The organism is Sinobaca sp. TMA16-18, assembly GCF_059510535.1.
The window spans coordinates 371,179-386,106 of record NZ_JCAKFM010000003.1 but is presented as its reverse complement, the minus strand read 5'-3'; the positions used below and the strand labels follow the sequence as shown (position 1 = coordinate 386,106).

General features: G+C 45.6%; 18 protein-coding genes. 16 read left to right on the top strand and 2 right to left on the bottom strand.

The window, feature by feature from the left end; all coding sequences use genetic code 11:
• Position 1 precedes the first annotated feature (1 nt).
• Positions 2 to 937 carry a ferrochelatase gene (gene hemH / locus AC5W14_RS08225; RefSeq protein ID WP_496058842.1) on the top strand — a complete coding sequence of 312 codons (936 nt, stop codon included), beginning with the start codon at positions 2 to 4 and terminating at the stop codon, positions 935 to 937.
• Positions 938 to 942: 5 nt separating this feature from the next.
• Positions 943 to 2,337, top strand: coding sequence for a protoporphyrinogen oxidase (gene hemY / locus AC5W14_RS08220; protein ID WP_496058841.1), 1,395 nt, complete (start codon positions 943 to 945; stop codon positions 2,335 to 2,337).
• Positions 2,338 to 2,382: 45 nt separating this feature from the next.
• Here hemY and AC5W14_RS08215 read toward each other — a convergent pair whose 3' ends face one another.
• The gene (locus tag AC5W14_RS08215) at positions 2,383 to 3,333 is read right to left on the bottom strand and encodes an agmatinase family protein (protein ID WP_496058840.1); all 951 of its coding nucleotides are present in this window, start codon (positions 3,331 to 3,333) and stop codon (positions 2,383 to 2,385) included.
• A 354-nt stretch (positions 3,334 to 3,687) separates the two neighbouring features.
• Between AC5W14_RS08215 and AC5W14_RS08210 the strand changes: the two genes are divergently transcribed.
• From AC5W14_RS08210 to pheA, 4 genes are all read left to right on the top strand, one after another.
• On the top strand, positions 3,688 to 4,224 hold the full coding sequence (locus tag AC5W14_RS08210; RefSeq protein WP_496058839.1) for a Spo0B C-terminal domain-containing protein: 537 nt from the start codon (positions 3,688 to 3,690) through the stop codon (positions 4,222 to 4,224).
• A gap of 5 nt (positions 4,225 to 4,229) precedes the next feature.
• Entirely contained in the window at positions 4,230 to 5,519 is a 1,290-nt protein-coding gene (gene obgE / locus AC5W14_RS08205) for a GTPase ObgE (protein ID WP_496058838.1), read from the top strand.
• A 119-nt stretch (positions 5,520 to 5,638) separates the two neighbouring features.
• Entirely contained in the window at positions 5,639 to 6,079 is a 441-nt protein-coding gene (locus AC5W14_RS08200) for an ACT domain-containing protein (RefSeq protein WP_496058952.1), read from the top strand.
• A gap of 30 nt (positions 6,080 to 6,109) precedes the next feature.
• Complete coding sequence (gene pheA, locus AC5W14_RS08195; protein WP_496058837.1) at positions 6,110 to 7,003, top strand: prephenate dehydratase; 894 nt, start codon at positions 6,110 to 6,112, stop codon at positions 7,001 to 7,003.
• Positions 7,004 to 7,045: 42 nt separating this feature from the next.
• On the opposite strand, the gene AC5W14_RS08190 is transcribed toward pheA, so the two are convergent.
• A complete protein-coding gene (locus AC5W14_RS08190) occupies positions 7,046 to 7,585 on the bottom strand; it encodes a transcription repressor NadR (RefSeq protein ID WP_496194098.1) in 540 nt (179 codons plus the stop codon).
• Positions 7,586 to 7,683: 98 nt separating this feature from the next.
• Between AC5W14_RS08190 and AC5W14_RS08185 the strand changes: the two genes are divergently transcribed.
• From AC5W14_RS08185 to secD, 10 genes are all read left to right on the top strand, one after another.
• Positions 7,684 to 8,430 carry a YebC/PmpR family DNA-binding transcriptional regulator gene (locus tag AC5W14_RS08185; protein WP_496194097.1) on the top strand — a complete coding sequence of 249 codons (747 nt, stop codon included), beginning with the start codon at positions 7,684 to 7,686 and terminating at the stop codon, positions 8,428 to 8,430.
• Positions 8,431 to 8,499: 69 nt separating this feature from the next.
• Entirely contained in the window at positions 8,500 to 9,093 is a 594-nt protein-coding gene (gene ruvA, locus AC5W14_RS08180; protein WP_496058834.1) for a Holliday junction branch migration protein RuvA, read from the top strand.
• 35 nt (positions 9,094 to 9,128) lie between these two features.
• On the top strand, positions 9,129 to 10,130 hold the full coding sequence (gene ruvB / locus AC5W14_RS08175; protein WP_496194096.1) for a Holliday junction branch migration DNA helicase RuvB: 1,002 nt from the start codon (positions 9,129 to 9,131) through the stop codon (positions 10,128 to 10,130).
• Entirely contained in the window at positions 10,127 to 10,345 is a 219-nt protein-coding gene (locus AC5W14_RS08170) for a DUF2905 domain-containing protein (RefSeq protein WP_496058832.1), read from the top strand. Before ruvB ends, AC5W14_RS08170 begins: the two co-directional genes overlap by 4 nt.
• 29 nt (positions 10,346 to 10,374) lie before the next feature.
• Entirely contained in the window at positions 10,375 to 11,418 is a 1,044-nt protein-coding gene (gene queA / locus AC5W14_RS08165; protein ID WP_496194095.1) for a tRNA preQ1(34) S-adenosylmethionine ribosyltransferase-isomerase QueA, read from the top strand.
• Complete coding sequence (gene tgt / locus AC5W14_RS08160) at positions 11,415 to 12,554, top strand: tRNA guanosine(34) transglycosylase Tgt (protein ID WP_496058830.1); 1,140 nt, start codon at positions 11,415 to 11,417, stop codon at positions 12,552 to 12,554. The genes queA and tgt overlap by 4 nt, the downstream gene beginning before the upstream one ends.
• Before the next feature lie 31 nt (positions 12,555 to 12,585).
• Positions 12,586 to 12,840, top strand: coding sequence for a preprotein translocase subunit YajC (gene yajC / locus AC5W14_RS08155; protein ID WP_496058829.1), 255 nt, complete (start codon positions 12,586 to 12,588; stop codon positions 12,838 to 12,840).
• 147 nt (positions 12,841 to 12,987) lie between these two features.
• On the top strand, positions 12,988 to 13,284 hold the full coding sequence (locus AC5W14_RS08150) for a post-transcriptional regulator (protein ID WP_496194094.1): 297 nt from the start codon (positions 12,988 to 12,990) through the stop codon (positions 13,282 to 13,284).
• 23 nt (positions 13,285 to 13,307) lie between these two features.
• On the top strand, positions 13,308 to 13,433 hold the full coding sequence (locus AC5W14_RS08145) for a hypothetical protein (RefSeq protein ID WP_496194093.1): 126 nt from the start codon (positions 13,308 to 13,310) through the stop codon (positions 13,431 to 13,433).
• 172 nt (positions 13,434 to 13,605) lie between these two features.
• The gene (gene secD / locus AC5W14_RS08140) at positions 13,606 to 14,910 is read left to right on the top strand and encodes a protein translocase subunit SecD (protein ID WP_496058827.1); all 1,305 of its coding nucleotides are present in this window, start codon (positions 13,606 to 13,608) and stop codon (positions 14,908 to 14,910) included.
• Positions 14,911 to 14,928 lie beyond the last annotated feature (18 nt).

Here is a 14,928-nt window from a genome sequence, read left to right as displayed (position 1 = left end):
CATGAAAAAGAAAATCGGACTCCTCGTGATGGCTTACGGAACGCCGAGAAGCCTGGAAGAAGTAGAGCCTTACTATACTCATATCCGCCGGGGAAGAAAACCTTCAGAAGAAGCGCTGGAAGATCTTGTGTCGCGTTATAAAGCGATCGGCGGTATTTCTCCGCTGGCCCGCCTGACAGAAGACCAGGCTAACGGGCTGACGGCCGTCCTTAACAGCCGTCATGAGGACGTGGAATTTGTGATGTATCTAGGTCTGAAGCATATTGATCCATTTATTGAAGAAGCTGTCGAGCAGATGAAAGAAGACGGTATTGAAGAAGCCTATAGTATCGTTTTAGCTCCCCACTTTTCCACATTCAGCGTAAAATCATACAACGGCCGAGCCAAAGAAATGTCTGAAAAAATCAACGGACCGGTTATACACAGCGTGGAAAGCTGGTATAAAGAACCGCTTTTCATTGACTATTGGGTCAATCAGGTGAAAGAAACATTGGCAGAGGTGGAGGATGAAAACAAAACCTGCGTCATTTTTTCCGCACACAGCCTCCCGGAAAAAATTCTGGCCAATGGAGATCCATACCCGGAGCAGCTGCGGGAAACCGCAGAAATGATAGCAGACCAGGCAGGCATCAAGCATTTTGATATCGGCTGGCAGAGTGAAGGCAACACGCCGGATCCATGGATTGGCCCCGATGTACAGGATTTAACAAAGGATCTGGCCCGCAATAAAGGGTTTGAAGCGTTTGTCTACTGTCCTGTAGGCTTTGTAACGGATCATCTGGAAGTTTTATTTGATAATGACGTAGAGTGTAAAGCTGCGACAGATGAAGTAGGCGCCGCTTATTATCGTCCCGAGATGCCTAATGCAAAGCCTGAATTTTTAAATGCGCTGGCCAATGTTATCGAAAGCAAAATGAATGCCAGCGTAGAGAAGTGACTGGCATGACGACTAAAACAGCTATTATTGGAGGCGGAATTACCGGCCTTACCGCTGCTTACTATCTGCAGAAATCTATTATGGCGAATGATTTAGATATGGAATTTAAACTGTTTGAGAGCGGCGGCAGGCTTGGGGGGAAGATACAGACAGAGTACCGGCATGGTTTTGTCATGGAAAGAGGACCTGATTCTTTTCTCGCCCGAAAAGAAAGTGCTTCCCGGCTCGCAAAAGAAGTCGGCATTGATAAAGAAATGGTTTCGAACTTTGCCGGTCAGGCGTATATCCTGAAAAAAGACAATCTGTATCCGATTCCTAAAGGATCGGTGATGGGTGTTCCGACAAAGTGGATGCCTTTCTGGAAAACGCCGCTTCTCAGCTTTAAAGGAAAAGTACGGGCTTTAGCTGATTTAGTCATACCGAAAAGCTCTCCGGAAGAGGATCAATCTCTTGGAGGGTTTTTCCGCCGCCGGCTTGGCAGCGAAGCAGTGGATTATTTAATTGATCCGCTGTTATCAGGCGTATATGCAGGAGATATAGATAAACTGAGCCTGCATGCAACCTACCCCCAGTTTTTCGAAGCCGAGCAGAAGCACCAAAGTTTAATGCGCGGGCTCAAACCGCCGGCTCCTAATAAAAATGAAGAGGCTTCTAAAAAAAAGGGTGCTTTTCTCAGCTTTGAAAGAGGGCTGTATTCTTTAGTGGAAGCTATTGAAAATCATTTAAAAGAAGAAGCTGTTTATAAAAATACAACCGTAGAACGCCTTTCAAAAACGGAGCGGGGCATGATGCTGTATTTTAAAGACGGGTCCACCGAAGAAGTGGATAAAGTCATTCTGGCCACACCGCCTCATGTCACATCTAAACTGCTTCAGGATCCGGTGATCGATGAGACGCTTGGAAGCATACGGTCGACGACAGTGGCGACAATATCGATGACGTTTGAAGCCGGAGAAGTACCGGAAGAATTTGATGGAACCGGATTTGTCGTTTCCAAAAAAGCAGACTATACGATTACTGCCTGCACGTGGACCCACCGGAAGTGGAAGCATTCCGCTCCTGCAGACAAAGCATTGATCCGCTGTTATGTCGGCAAGCCTGGAGGCGAAGGAATCGTCGAAAAGCCGGATATAGAAATACTGGAAGCTGTACGTCATGACCTGGAGAAAATTATGCAGATACAGGCAGAGCCTTCCGATTTTCTCGTAACAAGGTGGAGACAATCGATGCCGCAATATGAAATTGGTCATAAGCAGTCACTGGCGAAAGTAAGAAACCGTTTGGCTGACGAATTTCCGAATGTATATGCAGGCGGTGCCGCCTTTGAAGGCGTCGGGCTGCCTGACTGTATACTTCAAGGAGAAAAAGCCGTTCAATTTGTGCTGCAGCATGAGCAGTAAAGTGTGTAATCAAACAAAACCCCTCCATTTTCAGGAGGGGTTTACTTATTTTTTGGAAAGCTGATGACCGGCTAACGCATAAAGCACGGCATTTGTTACAAAATGGGAAGAAAAATCGTTGGGATCCTGCTGTGGATAAACTTCCACATAGTCCATGCCGATCAGTCCTTTTTTAGCAAACGCATGAATGAGCGCTAACAGTTCATGAGAGTAAAGGCCATTGCCGTCAATAGGACCTCCCGGGTTAAAGGCGTGGTCGAGCACGTCACTGCAGATGCTTAAGTAAACGGCATCTGTCTGTTCGGCAGCAATCGAATATACCTCATCAGCAAATGCCTCCAGGTCTCCGCCGTTTTTGCGGATATCGTTAATCGTAAGTGTGACCGCTCCGGCTTCTTTGGCGCTTCGTCCATTTTCCGGCTTATTTCTCGGGCCGTGAATACCGAGGTGAACGAGGCTTTCGTTCCGGACGCCTTCGGTTTCATAAAGGCGGGCAAATGGGGCGCCCCGGCCGAACGGATCCCCCATGGAGTTATTGTTATTGTCATAATGGGCATCCATATGAATGATGCCTACTTTTTTTCCTTTGGAAGCCAATGCCTTAACAATGGGGTAGGTGATGCCGTGGTCTCCTCCAAATGCAACGGAAAAAGCACCACTGTCCCAGGCTTTCTCGGCAAAAGCGCCGATTCGTTCCATCGTTTCTTCTACATTGGACGGAACAACGTCAATGTCGCCGGCGTCCCCCATCGTTAAATGTTCTTTTACATCGATATGATCAAGTTCGGGCAGATAGCCGCTGTAGCGTGCGGAGCTGAGCCTGATCACTTTAGGAGCCAGTTCGCAGCCGGTGAAATCGCCCCACGTTACTGCCCCTTCCCAGGGAACCCCGTAAAACAGAACATCCTTGCCGGCAGCTGTTTCCCAGTCGCCGGAGACATTGGTACTTCCTAAGTAACAAGGTGTATTTCCATAAATATAGTTTTCATCCTGCATGTCCTATCCCTCATTTCTAAATATAGCTTTAATGCAAAGAGAACTTTATCATTTTATTGTATAGGAGAATGAGGCTGATAAAAAGAAATATTATCCTGCATCCCGCGTGCTTCACTTGCCGGCAGAGGCTCTCTGTGAAAGTTTTAGTTGTTATTTCATCCAATGTCATGTACATTCAATTCTGGACGATTTATAAGCTATTCTGGTTTTTACCGGAGAATTAGTGGTACGATAAGAAGAACAGAAGCTGGAGAAAGCAGGCCGCACGGCTCTTTCACAAGTAATCATAATAGGGTTCAGCCTTTAGATGAGCTGGTATATATTCTAACGACACAAACTGGGAAGTGCTGAGTATTGCAGGAAAAAGACAAATTAAATATTCTTCGACATTCCAGGCATGACTGGATGAATATTGTACAAGTCATAAAAGGGAATCTGCAGCTCGACCGAAAAGATCGTGTTTATGACATTCTTAATGAAGTAACAAGACGTGCTGAGCATGAAGCAAAGCTGTCCGACTTGAATACGCCGGACCTTGCTTATAAATTGATTACCTTCAATTGGCAGTGGCAGAAATTTCATTTAGATATTGAAATGATCGGTAAACCAATAGATTGTGCCCGGCATGAAAAATGCTGGCTGGATTTTTTTGACCAGTTTTTTGAAAAGCTCAATGAACAGTCTCACAGCATAACAGATCCGACGCTTCTTGTGAGCTTTCACCTTCAGGAATCCCCCTATATTGAATTTGATTTCCAGGGCGGCATTCAGGATATGGAAAACATGCAGAACTGGCTTGGCGAGTGGAGTGTTTCATCCAGCTGCTATGTAGAGAATATCGTAGCGAACGGACAGGAACTTGTATTTGTACTAAATAAAAATAAGGAGTGAAGCATGTGTTTGTAGATAGAGTAAAAGTCTACCTGAAAGCCGGCGACGGCGGCGACGGCATGGTAGCATTCCGGCGCGAGAAATACGTACCGGACGGCGGACCGGCCGGAGGCGACGGTGGAAGAGGAGCCGACGTTATATTTGAAGTAGATGAAGGCCTCCGCACGTTAATGGATTTCCGCTATAAAAAACATTTTAAAGCAAAACCAGGTGAACACGGCCGTCCGAAGAACCAGCACGGCAGAGGAGCCGATGATTTAATTATTAAAGTGCCACCGGGCACGATTGTGACCGATGATGAAACGGGCCAGGCTCTGGCAGACCTCGTTGATCATGGGCAGCGCGCTGTCATTATAAAAGGCGGACGCGGAGGACGGGGGAACTCAAGATTTGCTTCTCCATCCAATCCCGCTCCGGAACTGAGTGAAAAAGGAGAGCCGGCAGGTGATCGAAACGTAACGCTTGAACTGAAAGTTCTTGCTGATGTCGGCCTGGTAGGATTTCCGAGTGTTGGAAAGTCGACGATACTAAGCGTTGTTTCTTCCGCCCGTCCTAAAATCGCCGACTACCCGTTCACTACGTTAAAACCAAACCTTGGTGTAGTTAATGTAAAAGAAGGCGTCAGCTTTGTTATGGCGGACCTGCCCGGTTTAATTGAAGGCGCCCACGAGGGCGTGGGACTTGGCCATCAGTTTCTCCGTCACATCGAAAGAACACGTGTTATTGTACACGTTCTGGATATGTCCGGCATAGAGGACAGAGATCCCTATGACGACTATTTAAAAATAAACGAAGAGCTTAAACAATACAACATGCGTCTGTTGGAACGTCCACAGGTCGTCGTGGCAAACAAGATGGATATGCCGGAAGCTCAGGAAAGACTCGATGCTTTTCTGGAAAAAGCACCAAAAGATCTTCAGGTATTCCCTGTTTCCGCTTTAACGAAAAGCGGACTAACGAATCTGCTCCGCACGGTTGCAGACTTGATCGATACGACGCCGGAGTTTCCTCTTTATGAAGATCACGTAGATAAAGAACAGAGGGTACTCTATTCGTTTGATAAAGAAAAGCAGGCTTTTGAAATTACCATTGATGAAGACGGCACCTTCATCATTTCAGGAAAAGAAATTGAGCGCCGCTTTAAAATGACAGATATGATGCGCGATGAATCAATTAAAAAGTTCTCCCGCCAAATGAGACACATGGGAATAGACAGCGCCCTCCGGGAAAAAGGAGCCAAGCACGGCGATATCGTCAAACTGCTTGACTTTGAATTCGAATTTATGGAAGGCTAGAAGACCTCAGACTTGCCCGCTTGTTGTAAAACAGCGGGCAAGTCTTTATAATGTATAATTAGTATGAAAATGATGGTATCGACCATGGTTAATGGCGGTGAAATGTATTGGCAGAGAAAATGGACCAATTTTATTTAGTGCGTCAGGATCTGCTGACAGAAGCTATGCAGAAAACATTGGCTGCAAAGGCTATTTTGGAAAGCGGAAAGGTGGCAAGAGTGGCCGATGCAGCAGCGGAAGTCAACTTAAGCCGAAGCGCTTTTTATAAATACAAAGACGCAGTGTTCCCTTTTCACCAAATGATACAAGAACAGATTATTACGTTATCTATCCAGCTTGTGGATAAGTCCGGATCGTTATCAGAACTGCTTGCACTGATGGCCCGGGCCAATGCCAATGTATTAACAATCAATCAGAGTATTCCTCTTCAAGGAAGAGCTAACGTAACACTTACAGTAGACACGTCTGCTTTAAATATGGAAATCAGAGAGCTTGTACGCAGGATACAGGCTATGCCTTCTGTTGAAAAAGCAGAAGTAGTTGGATCAGGATCATTGTAAATTTATCGAAACAAGGAAGGAACGATGGGTATGAATAAGATAGGATATCTCGGCCCGAAGGGGACATTTACTGAAATGGCGGCAGTTTCCATTTTTACAGAGGAAGAGCTGGTTCCATTTGAGACGATTCCGGCATGTATGGACGCCCTTGCAGCCGAAGATATTGACCGGGCGGTTATTCCTCTGGAAAACACGATTGAGGGATCAGTAAACATGACGCTGGACTATTTAATTCACAAACATAACCTTCCTATTATTGGAGAAGTAACGGTGCCTATTGAACAGCATCTAATGGTGCATCCTTCCCGTGCTTCCCGGTGGAGAGACGTAGAGGATGTATATTCCCATCCGCACGCCATTGCCCAGTGCCACGACTTCTTAACAGATATTCTTCCCGGTGCGGGCCTGCATTATACAAACTCGACTTCAGCGGCTGCCGAGAAGCTTCATGATGACCCGGCAATGAATGCAGCTGCCGTAGCCAACGTACTGGCAGCAGAACAATACGGATTGACCATTGTGAATGAAAACATTCATGATTATGAAAATAATCATACGAGGTTTGTCGTACTTGCCAGAGAAGCTTCCATGGAATTACAGCCGGTGTCCAACCGGACGGGGGATAAAACCACGTTAATGGTCACCCTGCCTTCGGATTTTTCCGGGGCGCTTCATCAGGTGCTGTCAGCATTTGCCTGGAGAAAGCTGAACTTGACAAAAATCGAGTCCAGGCCGATGAAAACAGGAATCGGCAACTATTTTTTTGTGATTGACGTAGACCAGCTGATGGATGATGTTCTGCTTCCCGGAGCGGTAGCAGAACTGGAAGCGCTTGGCTGCGGAGTTCGTATATTAGGGAGTTATCCCTGTCTATTCTCCGTTGAAGAAATAGAAAGTACACAAAAAAAGCCAATTCCTAAATAAGGAATCGGCTTTTCTTCAACAAGACCACCATCTGGGTGTCCATTATGAAAGAAGAAATCCTTCTTTTTCCAATGCATCACAGACATTGTCCAAAATTTGGTCGGAAGCAGCTTCGATCGTATGCATGTGCGTGCCGCCGGTCAGTTCGGAGAGAAGTGCAGCATTTGTATTGGAGATCTTCTGAATAAACTGACCGATATCGTAACGATTTTTTATTAATAAAGATGCTGTAAGATCACCGTAAATTGGATGATCTACCGAGACATCGACAACTACGGCTCCATAATCGACTACAATCTGCAGCTCTTTCTGGGTCGTTTCTAAATCAGAGAGATGATAGCAGGCTATTTTTCGTTGAACGGTAGTTGGTGTCTGAGCAGAAACAAGAATATAGCCCTGGGCTGTTGCCAGGATAGGGTGTCCCTTTGCTTTTAATAGGGAGACGTCCTGAACAATAACCTGCCGGCTGACTTTTGTTCGTTTCGCTAATTCACTTCCTGTTAAGGGGGAAGAAGCTTCTTCGAGCCACTTTAATATTTGGTTACGGCGTGCTTCGCCGAGCATTTTATCCGGATTATTCATAGTATAGGCTCCTAGTGTGCTTATTTACGGTACCTGGTCTAATTGACTTTAAAGGAAAAACAGCTATTTATCAAGATAAAATAGAGGAGAGATCCGTTATGGCAGGGCATTCAAAATGGAATAATATTAAGCATAGAAAAGAAAGACAGGACGCAAAGCGGGCAAAGATTTTTACCAAGCTTTCCAAGGAAATTTTTGCTGCAGTCCGGGAAGCGGGAGATGACCCGTCCACAAACCTGAGACTGCGTTCTGCCATTGCAAAAGCAAAAGCTGAAAATATTCCCGGAGACAATGTGGACCGGACGATTAAGAAAGCATCCGGTGATACAAGCGGCATCCAATACGAAGAAATTACGTACGAAGGCTACGGTCCGGGAGGCGCGGCTGTCATGGTCGAAGTGCTCACAGATAATAAGAACCGCTCGGTGGCCGAGATCCGCCATGCTTTCAACAAAAACGGCGGCAATATGGGAGAAAGCGGATGTGTCGCTTTTATGTTTCACAAAAACGGCTATATCTTTCTTTCCGGGGAAGAAGTAGAAGAAGAAACCGCTATGCTTGATGCAATTGAAGCCGGAGCCGATGACGTGGAACGGGAGGAAGAAGTGTTCACGGTTACCGTACCGGTCAAAGAGATTGAAAAAGTAAGAGCCGAGCTTGAAGAAAAGGGATATAAAGTAGTGAAAGCGGAAGTACTGATGGAACCTGAAACAACAGTAGAGCTCAGTGCGGAACACGCGGAAGCAATGATAAAGCTGATTGACGTGCTGGAAGAAAATGATGATGTCCAGGACGTTCATCACAATTTTGACTGGAATGAAACGCAGGAACAAATAAATCAGTAATACCCAAACGTCTGCTTTTTTGATAGGATTAGGGAAAGTATGTTCGCAGGATGGGGAAGGGTGTCTTGATTGATAGAATATGTAGCAGGCAGAGTGGTACGTGCAGAAGGAGATACCATTACAGTGGAAGTCGGGGGCATTGGGTATTTAATTTACTGTGCCAACCCTTTTGTTTTTCAGCTGAATGAAGAAAATACGGTATATACCTATCAGTATGTAAGAGAAGATATACTACGGCTTTATGGCTTTAAATCCAGAAAAGAACGCGAGTTGTTTGAGCGGCTCCTGCAGGTGTCTGGCATCGGTCCGAAAGGGGCCCTGGCCATTCTGGCAGCCGGCGCACCGCTTCAGGTCGTGGAAGCTGTTGAAAATGAAAATGAAGCATTTTTAGTGAAATTTCCCGGTGTCGGAAAAAAAACAGCCCGCCAGATGATTTTGGATTTAAAAGGCAAACTGCAGGACATCATCGGAGAAGAAGGTTTTCTGGCAGCGCCAAGTGCGTCCGGACCGCTGTTCGACCAGCCGCTTGAGGAAGCACTGGAAGCACTGCGGGCATTAGGGTATGGAGAAAAAGAGATCCAAAAAGTGAAACCAAAGCTTGCAAAAGAACAGCTGAGCGCAGATGAGTACGTTAGAAAAGCCCTGCAGTGGATGCTCTCATAATGGAGAGACGAATGAATAAATGGTGGTGAGCAGTAATGGATGACCGTATCGTATCCCAGGAAGCAACCAACGATGATCAATCGATGGAAAGCGGTCTTCGTCCTCTGCAGTTTTCAGAATACATTGGACAGCATAAAGTAAAAGATAATTTAAGTATATTTATTGAGGCCGCCAAGATGAGAGAAGAATGCCTGGACCATGTTCTATTATATGGTCCGCCCGGTCTTGGTAAGACGACGCTTGCGATGATTATTGCCAACGAAATGGGAGTAAACATCAAAACAACATCCGGTCCTGCTATTGAAAAACCCGGCGATCTGGCAGCAGTTCTTACTGCTCTGGAGCCGGGAGATGTTTTGTTTATTGACGAAATACATCGTCTTCCACGTACGATTGAAGAGGTACTGTATCCGGCAATGGAAGACTTCTGCATTGATATAATGATAGGGAAAGAGGCAACAGCGCGTTCGGTACGGCTTGATCTTCCGCCCTTTACCCTGATTGGAGCAACAACGAGAGCGGGGATGCTGACAGCCCCTCTCCGGGACAGGTTCGGTGTTCATGCCCGTCTGGAATATTATCAGCCGGAGGAGCTTGCTAAAATTGTAGCCCGTAGTGCCGATTTGTTTCAGCTCGATATTACCGAGGAAGCATCTTATGAAATGGCCAGACGTTCAAGGGGAACCCCCCGCATTGCCAACAGGCTGCTGCGCCGCGTTCGCGATTTTGCAATGGTGCAGGGAGATGGACTGGTTACAGAAAACATAGCAAGAAATGCGCTGGAAAAGCTTCAGGTCGATAAGCTTGGACTGGATCACATCGACCATAAGCTCCTGAAAAGCATTATTGAAACATTTGCCGGAGGACCGGTGGGAGTTGAAGCGGTAGCAGCGTCAATTGGGGAAGAATCCCATACATTGGAAGATGTATACGAGCCGTATCTGCTCCAGATTGGTTTTTTAATACGAAGCCCGAGAGGCCGGATGGTCAGTGCCAAAGTGTATGAGCATTTTCAACTGGAGGTGCCGGGACAGTGAATGATATCCCAAAGCTGTTGATCGGTCTGGGTGCTGCGCTTATATTATTTGGTGTAATCTGGCAGGTGGGGGGCCGTTATATTTCATTAGGGCGCCTGCCGGGGGATTTTTTCTTTAAAGGAGAAAATACTTCTTTTTATTTTCCGCTCGCTACTTCCATCATTATAAGTATCGTGTTATCTTTGATCTTATTTGTGATAGGCCGTTTTCGTTAAAACGGCATGCATAGAAAGGAATACTGGACATGAACGTACAGGATTTTGACTTTGAACTTCCGGAGGAGCTGATCGCCCAGACTCCTTTGTTAAATAGAGACCGTTCCCGGATGATGGTGGTCGATCCGCTGTCAGGCGGGGTCGAACACCGTCAATTTACGGCGGTAAAGCAGTTTCTTCAAAAGGGAGATGCGCTGGTTATTAATGACACGCGCGTGCTGCCCGCCCGGCTGATTGGTGAGAAAGACACAGGGGCTGCCATTGAAATACTCTTGTTAAAACAGCTGGAACAGGACAAGTGGGAGACGCTCGTAAAGCCCGCCAAAAAAATTAAAGCAGGGACGGTTATAACGTTCGGTGGAGGAAAGCTTACCGCCGAATGCATAGAGCTGCAGGAACACGGCGGTCGTATTCTTCAATTTTCATACGATGGGGTGTTTCTGGAAATTCTGGAGTCACTTGGTGAAATGCCGCTTCCTCCCTATATAAAAGAAAAGCTGGAAGACCAGGAGCGCTATCAGACGGTATATGCAGAAAACAATGGTTCCGCAGCGGCGCCGACGGCAGGCCTTCATTTTACCGAAGATTTGCTGCATGAGCTTCAGGAGCAGGGGGTTCATATTGTTCCGCTTACGCTTCATGTCGGTCTCGGGACGTTCCGGCCTGTTTCGGTCGATTCCATAGAGGACCATGACATGCACTCTGAATTTTATGAATTAAAGCAGCAGGCTGCGGAGACGCTGAATGAAGTAAGGCGTTCCGGGGGTACTATTACAGCGGTAGGAACGACGTCCGCCCGTACTTTGGAAACGATTGCGGGACAGAACGATGGTTTATTTGCTGCAGGATCAGGATGGACGAATATTTTCATTTATCCGGGCTATTCTTTTTCAGGAATTGACGCCCTGCTTACTAATTTCCACCTTCCAAAATCAACGCTGGTTATGCTTGTCAGCGCATTAGCAGGAAAAGATACAATATTGGAGGCATACAAAGAAGCGGTGAAAAACAAGTATAGATTTTTCAGCTTTGGAGATGCTATGTTTATTAAAAAGGGAGGGGGCGTCACATGAGCGCGATCCGTTACGAACTAATAAAAACGTGCAAACAATCCGGGGCCAGGCTCGGAAAGCTTCATACTCCGCATGGAGTGATTGAAACGCCGATATTCATGCCGGTTGGAACGATGGCTACTGTTAAAACCATCAGTCCGGATGAACTGGAAGAAATGCACGCCCAGATTATTTTAAGCAATACGTATCATTTATGGATCAGACCCGGGGAAGATATCATTAAAGAAGCGGGCGGTCTGCATAAATTCATGAACTGGAACAAGCCGATTCTAACCGATTCCGGTGGATTTCAAGTGTTCAGCTTAAGCAAGCTTAGAGATATTAAAGAAGAGGGCGTCCACTTTAGAAATCATATCAGCGGGGAAAAATTGTTTTTATCTCCTGAAAAAGCAATGCAGATTCAAAATGACCTGGGACCTGATATTATGATGGCGTTTGATGAATGCCCCCCTCATCCGGCAAGTGAAGAATACATGAAAGCCAGTGTAGAAAGAACTTCCAGGTGGGCTGAGCGCTGTCTGGCCGAACACGCTAATCCGGATACGCAGGGATTGTTCGGCATTGTCCAGGGAGGAGAATATGAACATTTTCGTAAACAATCAGCGAAAGAATTGATTTCTCTCGACTTTCCGGGTTATGCTATAGGCGGTCTATCAGTTGGAGAGCCGAAAGAAATCATGAATCGTGTGCTGGAATTTACGACTCCGCTTCTTCCGGACAACAAGCCAAGGTATCTGATGGGTGTTGGGTCTGCTGATTCTCTTATAGATGGAGCGATCCGCGGCATCGATATGTTTGACTGTGTGCTTCCAACTCGAATTGCAAGGAACGGGACGTGCATGACAAGTTCCGGCCGTCTTGTCGTTAGAAATGCAAAGTTTGCCCGGGACTTCAGACCAATTGATGAGAAATGTGACTGCCATGTTTGCAAAAATTATTCCAGAGCTTACATACGTCATTTGGTGAAATGCAATGAATCATTTGGTTTTAGGCTCACTTCTTATCACAATCTTTATTTCCTGTTAAACTTGATGGAGCAGGTCCGCCAGGCTATACGTGACGACAGGCTTCTTGATTTCAGGGAAGAGTATTTTGAGGCATACGGCTTTAATAAAGAAAATGCCAAAAACTTTTAGTTTTTTTAACCAGTGAAGGGAGGGACAAATCATGGAAGCAATTATTATGCTCGTGCTTATGTTTGCTATTTTTTATTTTCTGCTTATTCGTCCACAGCAGAAAAAACAAAAGCAGATCACACAGATGCACTCCAATCTCCAAAAAGGAGATCGCATCGTCACAATTGGAGGCCTTCACGGTACAATTGATGCGATAGACGAAAACAAACTTGTTATTGTTGTAGATGGAAGCAACAGGCTGACTTTTGACCGCAGTGCGGTTAAAGAGGTAGTAAATGAAGATTAAAGTACTTCCATTGTAAAAACAGCTGTTTCTCCATTTTATTAATTTTGGGGAGACAGCTTTTTCTTTGCGCTCTCCCCTGCTAAAATAAAAGAAGAGATCTATCAGGTTATTCAGACATAAGCGCAAAACAGGTAAAGGAGCTAAAGCATGTTATATTCAGTCAGCAATTGGAAAGATGTGGTGCAGCCGGCACTGCAGAGTAAAAAAGAAGAGTTTCATATGCTTGGGTACATTAATGTAACAGAAGAAACCATTTGGCAGTATCTACTTGAGAACGAGCGGACATGGAAAAAAAGAGTGCATTTACATAAAGTAATACAAGATATTCTGCATCTTAAAATGAGCGACTATATGAACCGCCTTACGATTAATTCCTATATTGACCTTGAAGAGAAGAGCCGCAGCGGCAATCAGCTGGCATCTATATTNATTTACATAAAGTAATACAAGATATTCTGCATCTTAAAATGAGCGACTATATGAACCGCCTTACGATTAATTCCTATATTGACCTTGAAGAGAAGAGCCGCAGCGGCAATCAGCTGGCATCTATATTGGAAGATATTGAAAATACCCGCAGTGCCCGTTCTTAAGTGCAAAACGTATAGTATAGAAAAAAGTGATTTGACATTAATTTAGATGCGTCCGTATAATTAGCATGTTCTGTGAAAAAAAAGGCCTGTAACAGCAAACTTGGCAGCACTGCCAAGTTTTTTCATGAAAAAAGCCAGCTTGAGACAGTGTATAGAGAGGATGTACCGAAGCATGATAAAAAAATCGAGAATTGTTATCTTTTTTCTCATCGTCCTTGCTATTGGGGGACTGATGTCCCAAACGGCGCTCAATACCGCCAAAAGCATTAATCTTGGACTCGATCTGCAGGGAGGCTTTGAGATATTATATGAAGTCAATAATCCCGGCGGCGAGGGGGAAGTAACAGAGGAGACGATGCAGTCGACGGTTAGTGCCCTCGATCAACGTGTGAACGTTCTGGGGGTATCAGAACCCAACATTTCGATTGAAGGAGATAACCGTATCAGGGTGCAGCTGGCAGGGATAGACGACCAGCAGCAGGCCCGGGAGCTTCTCGCTACCGAAGCAGACCTGAGCTTTCGTGACATAGATGATAATGTACTGCTCTCTGGTGACGATCTTCAGGAAAGTGGAGCCAGCGTCAATTTTGACCAGGGCAATCAGCCTGTTGTTTCCGTTGGGCTCCGGGACGGAGATGAGTTCGGCCGGGTAACCGAACAGGTTATTGAAGAATATCCTCCACCGGAGAACTTGATGGTTATTTGGCTGGATTATGAAGAAGGGGATTCTTTTATGGAGGAATCCCAAAAAGAAGATCCTAAGTTTTTATCTGCTCCATCCGTTAACGAACCTCTTTATACCGATACCGTACAGATAGAAGGAAACTTTGAACTCGAAGAAGCAGAATTTCTGGCAGAGATTCTTAATTCCGGGTCACTGCCGGTTGAACTCGAAGAGATCTACTCCAATGCTGTTGGTGCCTCTCTTGGAGAAGAAGCGATGGAACAGACAATATTTGCCGGATTTATCGGCATCGGCCTGATTTTCGCATTTATGCTTTTCTATTACAGATTCATGGGAGTTATATCGATTATTTCCCTGACAAGTTATATTTATGTCGTGCTGGTTGTTTTTAACTGGATGCAGGGTGTTCTGACCCTGCCTGGTCTTGCAGCCCTCGTTCTTGGTGTGGGTATGGCCGTAGATGCGAATATTATCACCTACGAGCGGATTAAAGAAGAACTGCGTGAAGGCAGATCGGTTATCAGCGCCTTTAAACTAGGAACGAGCCGTTCTTTTTCCACTATCGTAGATGCCAACATCACGACGATTATTGCTGCAGGGGTACTGTTTTACTATGGTACGAGCTCCGTTCAGGGGTTTGCTGTCGTGCTTATTGTCAGTATTTTGACGAGCTTTTTAACCGCCGTTCTTTTAACGAGATTTTTACTCGGTTTATGGGTGAAAAGCCGGATCTTCAACAAAAAGCCAAGAGTGTTTGGAATAAAGGAGCGTGACATTGATGCTCGGCAGTAAACGTAGAAAAGAAATTCC

Bases quoted from the DNA above. Each gene is read 5' to 3' on its own strand.
- AC5W14_RS08185 (WP_496194097.1), top strand. From the start codon at position 7,684: ATGGCAGGGCATTCAAAATGGAATAATATTAAGCATAGAAAAGAAAGA.
- yajC (WP_496058829.1), top strand. From the start codon at position 12,586: ATGGAAGCAATTATTATGCTCGTGCTTATGTTTGCTATTTTTTATTTT.
- ruvB (WP_496194096.1), top strand. From the start codon at position 9,129: ATGGATGACCGTATCGTATCCCAGGAAGCAACCAACGATGATCAATCG.
- queA (WP_496194095.1), top strand. From the start codon at position 10,375: ATGAACGTACAGGATTTTGACTTTGAACTTCCGGAGGAGCTGATCGCC.
- pheA (WP_496058837.1), top strand. From the start codon at position 6,110: ATGAATAAGATAGGATATCTCGGCCCGAAGGGGACATTTACTGAAATG.
- secD (WP_496058827.1), top strand. From the start codon at position 13,606: ATGATAAAAAAATCGAGAATTGTTATCTTTTTTCTCATCGTCCTTGCT.
- hemH (WP_496058842.1), top strand. From the start codon at position 2: ATGAAAAAGAAAATCGGACTCCTCGTGATGGCTTACGGAACGCCGAGA.
- hemY (WP_496058841.1), top strand. From the start codon at position 943: ATGACGACTAAAACAGCTATTATTGGAGGCGGAATTACCGGCCTTACC.
- AC5W14_RS08190 (WP_496194098.1), bottom strand. From the start codon at position 7,585: ATGAATAATCCGGATAAAATGCTCGGCGAAGCACGCCGTAACCAAATA.
- AC5W14_RS08145 (WP_496194093.1), top strand. From the start codon at position 13,308: ATGAGCGACTATATGAACCGCCTTACGATTAATTCCTATATTGACCTT.
- AC5W14_RS08215 (WP_496058840.1), bottom strand. From the start codon at position 3,333: ATGCAGGATGAAAACTATATTTATGGAAATACACCTTGTTACTTAGGA.
- AC5W14_RS08200 (WP_496058952.1), top strand. From the start codon at position 5,639: ATGGACCAATTTTATTTAGTGCGTCAGGATCTGCTGACAGAAGCTATG.
- tgt (WP_496058830.1), top strand. From the start codon at position 11,415: ATGAGCGCGATCCGTTACGAACTAATAAAAACGTGCAAACAATCCGGG.